This is a genomic window from Streptomyces alkaliterrae (assembly GCF_007097205.2).
Taxonomy (GTDB): domain Bacteria; phylum Actinomycetota; class Actinomycetes; order Streptomycetales; family Streptomycetaceae; genus Streptomyces; species Streptomyces alkaliterrae.
Window position 1 is genome coordinate 1 of sequence record NZ_VJYK02000186.1, and the last position, 11,035, is coordinate 11,035.

General features: G+C 72.4%; 9 protein-coding genes. 1 reads left to right on the forward strand and 8 read right to left on the reverse strand.

Features of this window, described 5'->3' with window-relative positions:
* The 6 genes from FNX44_RS17375 to FNX44_RS17400 all read right to left on the reverse strand — a co-directional run.
* Positions 1-1,533: GMC family oxidoreductase (locus FNX44_RS17375; protein WP_143649188.1), on the reverse strand; the 1,533-nt coding region annotated here is incomplete at its 3' end.
* A gap of 130 nt (positions 1,534-1,663) precedes the next feature.
* Positions 1,664-3,166 carry an aldehyde dehydrogenase family protein gene (locus FNX44_RS17380; RefSeq protein WP_143649189.1) on the reverse strand — a complete coding sequence of 501 codons (1,503 nt, stop codon included), beginning with the start codon at positions 3,164-3,166 and terminating at the stop codon, positions 1,664-1,666.
* A 213-nt stretch (positions 3,167-3,379) separates the two neighbouring features.
* Positions 3,380-4,369 carry a malate dehydrogenase gene (locus FNX44_RS17385; protein ID WP_143649190.1) on the reverse strand — a complete coding sequence of 330 codons (990 nt, stop codon included), beginning with the start codon at positions 4,367-4,369 and terminating at the stop codon, positions 3,380-3,382.
* A gap of 367 nt (positions 4,370-4,736) precedes the next feature.
* A complete protein-coding gene (locus FNX44_RS17390; RefSeq protein ID WP_143649191.1) occupies positions 4,737-5,981 on the reverse strand; it encodes a DUF2690 domain-containing protein in 1,245 nt (414 codons plus the stop codon).
* A 194-nt stretch (positions 5,982-6,175) separates the two neighbouring features.
* Positions 6,176-6,613, reverse strand: a complete 438-nt coding sequence (locus FNX44_RS17395) for a DUF3017 domain-containing protein (protein WP_143649192.1) — start codon at positions 6,611-6,613, stop codon at positions 6,176-6,178.
* Positions 6,614-6,618: 5 nt separating this feature from the next.
* Entirely contained in the window at positions 6,619-7,473 is an 855-nt protein-coding gene (locus FNX44_RS17400; RefSeq protein WP_143649193.1) for a bifunctional methylenetetrahydrofolate dehydrogenase/methenyltetrahydrofolate cyclohydrolase, read from the reverse strand.
* Positions 7,474-7,722: 249 nt separating this feature from the next.
* Here FNX44_RS17400 and FNX44_RS17405 point away from each other — a divergent pair, with 249 nt between their 5' ends.
* Positions 7,723-8,331 (forward strand): hypothetical protein, encoded by a 609-nt coding sequence (locus FNX44_RS17405; RefSeq protein WP_143649194.1) that lies wholly within the window; start codon positions 7,723-7,725, stop codon positions 8,329-8,331.
* Positions 8,332-8,451: 120 nt separating this feature from the next.
* Here FNX44_RS17405 and purH read toward each other — a convergent pair whose 3' ends face one another.
* A complete protein-coding gene (gene purH, locus FNX44_RS17410; protein ID WP_143649195.1) occupies positions 8,452-10,023 on the reverse strand; it encodes a bifunctional phosphoribosylaminoimidazolecarboxamide formyltransferase/IMP cyclohydrolase in 1,572 nt (523 codons plus the stop codon).
* Positions 10,020-10,661 carry a phosphoribosylglycinamide formyltransferase gene (gene purN, locus FNX44_RS17415; RefSeq protein WP_143649196.1) on the reverse strand — a complete coding sequence of 214 codons (642 nt, stop codon included), beginning with the start codon at positions 10,659-10,661 and terminating at the stop codon, positions 10,020-10,022. Before purN ends, purH begins: the two co-directional genes overlap by 4 nt.
* Positions 10,662-11,035 lie beyond the last annotated feature (374 nt).

Here is an 11,035-nt window from a genome sequence, read left to right on the forward strand (position 1 = left end):
GCGGTGGGGGTTGTCGGCGTCGCGCAGCAGGTCGGCGGCCTTCTCGCCGACCATGAGCACACCGATCATGGGGTTGACCGCCGGGATCGTGGGGAAGACGGAGGCGTCGGCGATGCGTATACCGGCCAGTCCGCGTATCCGCAACTCCGGGTCGACGACGGCGAGTTCGTCGTCCGCCGCGCCGATGCGGCAGGTCCCGGCCGGGTGGTAGACGGTGTGTGCGACCTGGCGGGCGTAGGCGCTCAGCTCCTCGTCGGAGGTGATTTCGGGGCCGGGGCAGACCTCGCGGGTGAGCCACTTGGCGAACGGCTCGGTGGCGGCGATCCGCCGGGCGAGCTTGATGCCGTCGACGAGGGTGCGGCCGTCGTAGCCCTCCTCGTCGGTGAAGTAGCCGAAGTCCAGGGCGGGCTTGACCTCGGGGTCGGCGCTGGTGAGGTAGAGGCGGCCGCGGCTGCGCGGCTTGGGGATGTTCGGCGTCATCGACACGCCGTGCTCGGGCCGCTCGTAGCCCAGTCGCTCGGGGTTGTCGGTGAACGGGATCTGGTAGAAGTGGAACATCAGGTCCGGCCCGGCGGACTCGGGGTCGCGGCGGACGAACAGTCCCGCGTCGGAGTCCATCGCCGAGTTGTCGGGGATCGGCCCGTCGGTCTCCCAGACGATGACCGACTCCGGGTGGTCGAGCAGGTTCTCGCCGACGCCCGGCAGGTCGTGGCGGGCCTCGATACCGAGCGCCTTGAGGTCGTCGGCGGGTCCGATGCCGGAGAGCATCAGCAGCCGGGGGGTGTCGACGGCCCCGGCGCAGACGATCACCTCGCGGTCGGCCGCGACGAACGACTCGGTGCCGTCGGCGGCACGGACGTGCACGCCGGTCGCGCGGTTGCCGTCGAACTCCAGGCGGAACGCCCAGGTCTCCAGCATCAGGTGGAGGTTCGGGCGGTCGCCGGCCGCCATGTGCGGGTGCAGGTAGGCGACGGACGCCGAGGAGCGCTTGTTGTTCTCCGGGTGGTAGGCGAGGTCGAAGAAGCCGGCGCCCTCGTGGAAGGGCTGCTTGTTGAAGCCCTCGACGCGCGGCACGTCGAGCGCGGTCACCGCCGCCTCGACCCAGTCGCGGGCGATGGCGTTCCGGTCCTTCTCGTCGACGGGGACGATGTTGTTGCGCAGCTTCCCGTAGTACGGGTCCATCGCCCGGCTGTTCCAGCCGGTGGCGCCGGCGGCCTCCCATTCGTCCCAGTCGGAGGGCAGCGGCTTGAAGGAGATCAGCGTGTTGTGCGAGGAGCAGCCGCCGAGGACGCGGGCGCGGCTGTGCCGGATGTGGCTGTTGCCGCCTGGCTGCGGCGTCGTCGGGTAGTCGTAGTCGAGGTCGCCGCCGAGCAGTCCGAGCCAGCGGCGCAGCGTCAGCACGTCCTCCCGGTCCATGTCGGACGGGCCGCCCTCGATGACGGCGACGGTGACGTCCGGGTCCTCGGTGAGTCGGGAGGCGATGACCGAACCTGCGGTTCCGCCGCCGATCACCACGTAGTCGTAAGCGCTCATGACTGGGTACTGCTCCTCGCGGGGTTTCCGTGGCCTGTTACCCGTGGCCTGGAGGGGGTGGCCCGTCGGGCCTTGCGGACGGTCGGCCCGCGTCCGGGCGGGCCGACCGTTCTCGAGTGCTCGGCTGCCGTCAGCCGGCGAACCAGCGGACCGGGGCCGGTCGCAGGTTCTCGTAGACGTGCTTGGTCTCGCGGTACTCCTCGAGGCCGGCGCGGCCCAGCTCGCGTCCCACGCCGGAGCGACCGAAGCCGCCCCACTCCGCCTGCGGCAGGTAGGGGTGGTAGTCGTTGATCCAGACCGTGCCGTGCCGCAGCCGCGCGGCAACGCGGCGGGCGCGGGCGGTGTCCGAGGAGAACACCGCGCCGGCCAGGCCGTACTCGGTGTCGTTGGCGAGTTCGACCGCCTCTTCCTCGGTGCGGAACGTCTCGACGGTGAGGATCGGCCCGAAGGTCTCCTCCCGGACGACGCGCATCCCGCGGTGGCAGTTGTCGAGGACGGTCGGGCAGTAGAAGTAGCCGCCGGCCGGGCGCGTCTCGTTCGGCTCGGGGCGTTCGCCGCCGCAGCGCAGCGAGGCGCCCTCGGTGAGCGCCGACGCGACGTACATCTCCGTCTTGTCCAACTGCTGCTGGGAGACCAGCGGTCCGCACTCGACGCCCTTCTCGGTGCCGCGTCCGAGCCTGATCCGGGCGGCGCGACGGGCGAGTTCGGCGACGAAGCGGTCGCGGACGGACTCCTCGACGATGAGCCGGCTGCCGGCGGAGCAGACCTGGCCGCTGTGGATGAAGGCGGCGTTGAGCGCCTGGTCGACGGCGGTGTCGAAGCCCTCGTCGGTGGCGCAGGCGTCGGCGAAGACGACGTTGGGGTTCTTGCCGCCGAGTTCGAGTGCGACCTTCTTCACGGTGGGCGCGGCCGCCTGGGCGACCTTCACGCCGCTGGCCAGTCCGCCGGTGAAGGAGACCAGGTCCACGGCCGGGTGTTCGGCGAGCCGGGCGCCGACCGGGTCGCCGGCGCCGGTGACGATGTTGGCCACTCCGGCGGGTAGTCCGGCCTCGGCCAGCAGCTCGACCAGCCGGACGGTGCTGAGCGGTGTGACCTCGCTCGGCTTGACCACAAGGGTGTTGCCGGCCGCGAGCGCCGGGGCGATCTTCCAACTGGCCTGGAGGAGGGGGTAGTTCCAGGGGGTGATCATCGCGCAGACGCCGACCGGCTCGTGCACGACGACGCTGTGCACGTCGGCGCTGCCGGCGTCGACGACGCGGCCGCCGGACTCGTTCATCACCAGGTCGGCGAAGTAGCGGAAGGCGGCGGTCACGTCGTCGACGTCGACACGGCCCTCCTCCAGCGTCTTGCCGGTGTCGCGGGACTCCAGGAGGGCGATGTCCTCGCGGTCCCGCTGGAGGAGGTCGGCCACGCGGCGCAGCAGCGCGGCGCGCTCGGCGACCGGGGTGTTCGGCCACGCGCCCGCGTCGAAGGCGCGGCGCGCGGCCTCGATCGCGGCGTCCGTGTCCGCGCGGCCGCCCTCGGCGACCGTCGCCAGCACACCGGCGTCGGCCGGGTCCAGGATGTCCCGCGTTCCGCCCGCCTCGGCGTCCCGCCACACCCCGTCCACGTAGATCGTCTTCTGTACCGACACGTCGCCTGCTGCCTTCCTGACCGTTTTGCACCATGCCGGCTTGGCCGGCAACAGGCACCCCTGCCCCGAAGTGGCGAACTCATGTCTGTACAGGTGGGATAAGTGGCCTTCATCACTCGCGGGCCGGGTTTACCACGGGAACGCCGAAGGCCCGGCACCTGGAAGGGTGCCGGGCCTCGTGGGAGCCCTGGCTCGGGCTCGGATGTGTCGGGCTCAGATGAGGCCGAGCGCGCGCACCGCGTCGCGCTCCTCCGCCAGCTCCTTCACGGAGGCGTCGATGCGGGCGCGGGAGAACTCGTTGATCTCCAGACCCTGCACGATCTTGTACTCGCCGTTCTCGGCGGTGACCGGGAACGAGGAGATCAGGCCCTCCGGCACGCCGTACGAACCGTCGGAGGGGATGCCCATGGAGGTCCAGTCGCCGTCGGCGGTGCCGTTGACCCAGGTGTGGACGTGGTCGATGGCGGCGTTGGCGGCGGACGCGGCCGAGGAGGCGCCGCGTGCCTCGATGATCGCCGCACCGCGCTTGGCGACGGTCGGGATGAAGTCCTCCGCCAGCCACTTCTCGTCGTTCACGACCTCGGCGGCGTTCTTGCCGGCCACCTCGGCGTGGAAGATGTCCGGGTACTGCGTCGCGGAGTGGTTGCCCCAGATGGTGAGGCGACGGATCTCGCTGACGGCGACGCCCGTCTTCTTGGACAGCTGCGACAGCGCCCGGTTGTGGTCCAGGCGGGTCATCGCGGTGAACCGCTCGGCCGGTACGTCCGGCGCGGCGGCCTGGGCGATCAGCGCGTTGGTGTTCGCCGGGTTGCCGACCACCAGGACCTTGACGTCGTCGGCGGCGTGGTCGTTGATGGCCTTGCCCTGCGGCTTGAAGATGCCGCCGTTGGCCTCCAGCAGGTCACCACGCTCCATGCCCTTGGTACGCGGGCGGGCACCCACGAGCAGCGCCACGTTGGCGCCGTCGAACGCGACGTTCGGGTCGTCGGTGATGTCGATGCCGCGGAGCAGCGGGAAGGCGCAGTCGTCCAGCTCCATCGCGGTGCCCTCGGCGGCGCCGAGCGCCGGCGTGATCTCCAGAAGGCGCAGCTTGACCGGGACGTCCGGGCCCAGCAGGTGGCCGGAGGCGATGCGGAAGAGCAGCGCGTAGCCGATCTGGCCGGCGGCGCCGGTGACGGTGACATTAACGGGAGTGCGGGTCATGGCGGTCTCCGTTGAACCTGACGATGGCGGCTGGATCGCGTGGATCCGACGAGATCTCTCTATGTCAAGAGACCCGCCCGTCAGGCTACCGTGCCGACGCGTTCCGGGGGCAGCCGCCCGGTCCCGTGCCGCCGCCCGCCGCGCCGGCTGTGCGCAGCCGACGCGCCGTGCGGAGTGTGGGCGGTCGGCGGCCACGCGCCGTTCCCGACGCGCGACCGCCTGCGTGGATGCCGCCCCGTGGGGGGACTGGTCGCCTGCCCCCTCCCCCGCGGCTCATTCCACCCCGGCTGCGGTACGGCCGAAACCTGTCGTCCGACCGTCGTAGGTCGGGTACGTCGGGTGCGCGTGTCCACGTGGGGTACGCGGGTCAGGGAGTGGTCGTCGTGCAGCCTCTTGTCCCGGTGGCGGTCTCCACGCACGCCTTCGCCGCCTCGGCGTTCTTCGCCGCGACCATCATGGTGTAGCCGCCCGTGCCCTCGGTGACCTCGTCGGACTCGGACTCGCCGGCCGAGCTGACGGTCACCTTCGTACCGGGGGACGCGCCGCCGATCCGGGCCCAGGCCGCCTTGCAGACGTCGCTGTAGCGGACCTCGACGTAGGTCGTACCGACCATGGCGTCGGCGGAGGTCTCGGCGTACTGCCCGCCGCACCCCATCAGTTCCGGGTCCTCGCCGGTGCAGTCACCGCCGGAGCACTTCACTCCGTCGGGCAGCTTGACGGCGGCCTTGGTGGGGCTCGGCTTGGGCTCGGGCTTGGCGTTCGCCTCGCCGCCGCTCTCCAGGAAGAACACCGCGCCGGCCACCACGACCAGCGCGCCCACCGCGCCGGCCAGCACCATGCCTATCCGACGGCCGCGGGAGGGCGCACCGGCGTCGTGCCCGGCGGGCCGCGGCGGGCTCGGCGGGCCGGGCGGGCTCGGCGCAGTGGACGGGCCGGGCGACTCGGTGGAGAACCCGCCCGCGGCCGGGGCCGGTTGGGGGCGGGCCGCCGGGCGGTCGGCCGGTGCCGGGCGAGTGCCGGGGCGGTCGAACGGCGTGGTGCGGTCGGCGGGCGCGGACTGGCGGCGCAGCACGGCGGTGCTGTCGAAGTCGGGCCGGACCGCGTCAGATGGGGCGTCGGCCGGAGCGTCGGCCACGGCGCCGCCGCGGCCGCCCGCCCAGGTGGGCGCGTCGACGGGCTGCCCGGCCGGCCGGTCGGCGACCGTCGCGGCGGAGCGCCCGGTCGCCTTGTGCGCGCGTCCGCGCCCCTTCTTCCGGCCGTCCTCGGAGCGCCCGGCGGCGGCCAGCGCCTCCCGCGCCTGGGATATGCGGATGGCCTCCATGGTCATGTCGTGCCGCATCTCGGCCCGGCTCCAGGCCCGTTCGGCCAGCTCCCACATGGTGGCCAGATGGCGGACGTCCGTACCGGTGACCTCGGCGAGCGCGGACACCGCGCCCTGCGGAGGCAGCAACCTGCCGTTGAGATAGCGCTCCCAGGACGTCTTGCTGTAACCGGTGCGATCCGAGAGGGCGGACAGGCCCAGCCCGCTGCGATCGACGAGCTGGCGCATCTGGCTCGCGAACTCCCGGATCTCCGGGTCAAGCTCCTCCGGTAGCGCCTTCCAACGAGGCATTGCCTCCCCCTCGCCCCCAGTCCGAGTTGTCTTCCACCCTCGTTTCGCTTCGGACGGCGGTTCGCCGCCCTCCACCGGAAGAGGGACGTATGGCCCAAGTGTGCCACCTGTCGTGACGGTGCTCAGCCAGGATTCGGTTCTCCGATACAGGTAACAAAAGCGGAACAACCGGTCGACCGCCGACCGGCGGTCCCTCAGTGCACCGTGAAGCGGATGACCTCCTCCAGGAACGGCAGTTCCAGCCACGGGTCGGGCTGCGCCATGAGCGCCAACACCACGATCAGCGTGCCCAGCACCGAGTACGTCAGCAGGTCGGTGAACCGGGACCGCACGGCCAGCATGCCCACCGACGGCACGAACCGGCGCAGCGCCGCCCCCAGCAGGAGCGAGCCGCCGACGACGAGTATCCCCACCCGCGCCTCGGCCAGGCTCAGCAGCAGCCCGACCACCACACCGCCCAGCACCGTCAGGATCGGCCACTGCCGGTAGGGGGCGGGGGCGCTCCCGGCGGCCGCCCGCCCGCCGCCCTCGGGCCGCGCGGTGTCCCTGGTGAGCAGGGGGAAGCGGCGCGAACGGCGGTTCCCGCGCGCGTCGGCGGCCTCCCGGCCACCGGAGGTGGAGTCGGCGCCCATGCCGGTCAGCCCGCGTTCCGCTCGGCGGCCTCGACGACGTTGGACAGCAGCATCGCCCGGGTCATCGGGCCGACACCACCGGGGTTCGGCGCCACCCAGCCGGCGACCTCCGCCACGCCCGGGTGCACGTCGCCGACGATCTTCCCCGACTCGTCGCGGCTCACACCCACGTCCAGCACCGCGGCGCCCGGCTTGACGTACTCCGGCTTGATCAGGTGCGGCACACCGGCGGCGGCGACCACGATGTCCGCCCGGCGCAGCTGGGCGCCCAGGTCCCGGGTGCCGGTGTGGCACTGCGTGACGGTGGCGTTCTCCGAACGGCGGGTCAGCAGCAGCGGCAGCGGGCGGCCCACGGTGATGCCGCGGCCGACCACGACGACCTCAGCGCCGGCGATCTCCACCCCGTGCCGCCGCAGCAGCTCGATGATCCCGTTCGGCGTGCAGGGCAGCGGCGCCGGCTCGCCGAGCACCAGCCGGCCGAGGTTCGTCGGGTGCAGGCCGTCGGCGTCCTTCGCCGGGTCCATGAGTTCGAGCACCCTGTTGGTGTCGATGCCCTTGGGAAGGGGAAGCTGCACGATGTAACCGGTGCAGCCCGGGTCGGCGTTCAGCTCCCGGACGACGTCCTCGATCTCCTCCTGCGTGGCCGTGCCGGGCAGTTCACGCTGGATGGAGGAGATGCCCACCTGGGCGCAGTCGCGGTGCTTGCCCGCCACGTACTTCTGGCTGGCGACGTCGTCGCCGACGAGGACGGTACCGAGGCCGGGCGTGACACCCCGGGACTTCAGGGCCTCGACCCTGGTGGCGAGTTCGGACTTGATCGCGGCAGCGGTGGCCTTGCCGTCGAGAATCTGGGCGCTCATGGCCCCATCCTCCCGGATTCGGGGCCCCCGACTCCAGTCAGGGAGCCGATGGCGAGGTGTGCGGGGCGTCTCACCGTCCGGCAACGGTTGCCGGGGCCGGCTGGACACCCCTCGGCCACGGCCGTGATGATGACACTCAGTGCTGCGACCGACGCGGGGCGGTCGCGGGGGAGGCACTCCGATGGTTTCCTCCCGCCGAAGGAGGCGGCACGCCCGACCCGCGTCGACGACCGCTCGGAGGAGACCAGCGTGAGCTACCCGAACGACAACAACCCCTACGGCGCGCCACCCCCCGGCCAGCCGCAGCAGCCGTACGGCCAGCCGCCCGCCGGTCAGCCTCAGCAGCCCTACGGCTACCCGCAGCAGCCCTACGGCCAGCAGCCGCCCGGCTACCCGGGCGCCACGCCGCCGCCCGCCATGCCGGGGCAGGTCGTGACCGCCCGGGTGCTGATGTTCGTCGCCGGTGGCCTGCTGGTCCTGGGCGCCGTGGCGATGTTCATCCTCGCGCTGGTGGCGCCGAACCTGTCCGACCGCGATCTCCGCGAGTCCGGCCTGCAGGAACTCGGGCGCGGCGGTCTCACCGTGTTCGCCGTGATCCTCTTCGTGGTGTTCGCCGGCCTGGCGGTGTTCCACATCCTCACGGCCGCGAAGTTCGGCAAGGGGCGCAGCGGCACGCGCGTCGCGGCGATCATCGCGACCTCGCTGAACTGCCTGCTGGCCGTGTTCTCCCTGGTCACCTCGTTCGCCGGCGGCGGGGCCCCGATCGTCGGCCTGCTGTGGACGGCGTCCTGCGTGGTGACGCTGGTGTTCCTGTCGATGGCGCCGGCCGCGCAGTGGTTCAACCGGCCGCAGTACTGAGTTCCGGGTGTCGCCCGGGCGACAGCACGCGTCGAGCAGCCGGAGAGGGCCGGACCGCGCCATGCGGTCCGGCCCTCTCCGTGTGACTCTCGTCCGGCTGTCCGGCCGGCCGGCTCGGGATCAGTGGAAGAAGTGGCGGGTGCCCGTGAGGTACATCGTCACGCCGGCCGCGCGGGCCGCCTCGATCACCTGCTCGTCGCGCACCGAACCGCCCGGCTGCACCACGGCCCGCACCCCGGCGGCCGTCAGCACCTCAAGTCCGTCGGGGAACGGAAAGAAGGCGTCGGAGGCCGCGAACGAACCGGCCGCGCGCTCCTCCCCGGCCCGCTGCACGGCGAGCTTCGCGGAGTCGACCCGGTTGACCTGGCCCATGCCGACGCCGACCGTGGCACCGCCCTTCGCCAGCAGGATCGCGTTCGACTTCACCGCACGGCAGGCCCGCCAGGCGAAGGCGAGCTCGGCCAGTTCCTCGGCCGGCAGCGCGTCGCCGGTGGCGAGCGTCCAGGACGCCGGGTCGTCGCCGTCCGCCTGCAGCCGGTCGGCGACCTGCAGCAGCGCACCGCCGTCGACCGGCTTGAACTCCAGCCGCGAGCCCGGCTCCTGCGGGCAGCGGAGCACCCGGATGTTCTTCTTCCGGGCCAGGATCTCCACGGCGCCGTCCTCGTAGCCGGGCGCGACGATGACCTCGGTGAAGATCTCCGCGACCTGCTCGGCGAGTTCGGTGGTCACCGGGCGGTTCACCGCGATGACGCCGCCGAACGCCGACAGCGGGTCGCAGGCGTGCGCCTTGCGGTGCGCCTCCGCGATGTCCGAACCGACGGCGATACCGCACGGGTTGGCGTGCTTGATGATCGCCACGGCCGGCTCGTCGTGGTCGTAGGCGGCGCGGCGGGCGGCCTCGGTGTCCGTGTAGTTGTTGAAGGACATCTCCTTGCCGTGCAGTTGCTCGGCCTCCGCCAGACCACCGCTGCCGTCGGTGTAGAGCGCGGCGCCCTGGTGCGGGTTCTCGCCGTAGCGCAGCACGTTGGCGCGGGTGTAGGTGGCGCCGAGGAAGTCCGGGAAGCCGGACTCGCCGGCGACCGCGTCCCCGGCGTAGTCACCGGCGAACCAGGAGGCGACCGCCACGTCGTAGGCGGCCGTGTGCTGGAACGCCTCGGCGGCCAGCCGCCGGCGCTCGGCCAGCGCGAAGCCGCCGTCCGACACCGCCTTCAGCACGTCCGCGTACCGCTCCGGGTTGACGACCACGGCCACCGACGGGTGGTTCTTGGCGGCGGCGCGGACCATCGAGGGGCCGCCGATGTCGATCTGCTCGACGCACTCGTCCGGCGAGGCGCCGGAGGCGACGGTCTCACGGAACGGGTAGAGGTTCACGACGACCAGCTCGAACGGCTCCACGCCCAGCTCGGACAGCTGCTCGCGGTGCGCCTCGAGACGCTGGTCGGCGAGGATGCCGGCGTGCACGCGCGGGTGCAGGGTCTTGACCCGGCCGTCCAGGCACTCGGGGAAGCCGGTCAGCTCCTCCACCCTGGTCACCGGCACCCCGGCGTCGGCGATCCGGGCGGCGGTCGAGCCGGTGGAGACCAGCTGCACCCCGGCGGCGTGCAGGCCGCGCGCCAGCTCCTCCAGACCCGTCTTGTCGTAGACGCTGACCAACGCGCGGCGGATCGGCCGCTTAGTAGCTTCGGCACTCATGCCGGAACCCGTACCTTTCGTCCCTCGATGCGATAGCCGTCGCGGGCGAGGCGACCCACGACGTCGACGAGCAGGCGACGCTCGACTTCCTTGATGCGCTCGTGCAGCGCGGACTCGTCGTCCTCCTCCCGGACCTCCACCACGCCCTGCGCGATGATCGGCCCGGTGTCGACGCCGTCGTCGACGAAGTGGACGGTGCACCCGGTCACCTTCACGCCGTAGGCGAGCGCGTCACGCACGCCGTGCGCACCGGGAAAACTGGGCAGCAGTGCCGGGTGGGTGTTCACCAGGCGCCCGCCGAACCGGGCCAGGAACTCCGGCCCCACGATCTTCATGAAACCCGCCGAGACGACCAGGTCGGGGCGGTGGGCGGCGGTCGCCTCGGCGAGCGCGCGGTCCCAGTCCGCGCGGGTCGGGTGGTCCTTCACCTGGCACGTGAACGTCGGCAGCCCGGCGCGCTCCGCGCGCTCCAGCCCGGCGACGCCCGCGCGGTCCGCACCCACGGCGACGACCCGCGCCCCGTACCGCTCGGCGCCCACGGAGTCGATCTCGTCCAGCAGGGCCTGGAGGTTGGTGCCCGAGCCGGACACCAGCACGACCAGCCGGGCAGGCTCCGCGGAGGGTGCGTAAGCAGACACGGGAACACGCTCTTTCCGACCCGGCGGTCAGTCTTCGTGACGATCTTCGTGACGATCCGGGGGCCACCCTCGGCGACCCTTGTGCGATCCGACAGGCGACGGGGGTGTGTCCGTACGGGGAACCCTACGAAGCGGTCGGTCGTCAGCAACGATACCGGCACGTCCCCCGGCCCCCGTGGGACGGGTACACGGCCAGCGGGTAGCGTCTGGCGTACGACTCCGCGGCCCGGCCCGCGGCAGGCGCACGAACACGAAGGGGAAGACTCACACCACATGACGGACCCACGTCGCGCCTCCGACCGCTCGGACACCCCAGGCCAGGAGGACAACCCGTTCGCCCCGCCGCCACCGGACGCCCCCGACCGGCCCTGGCA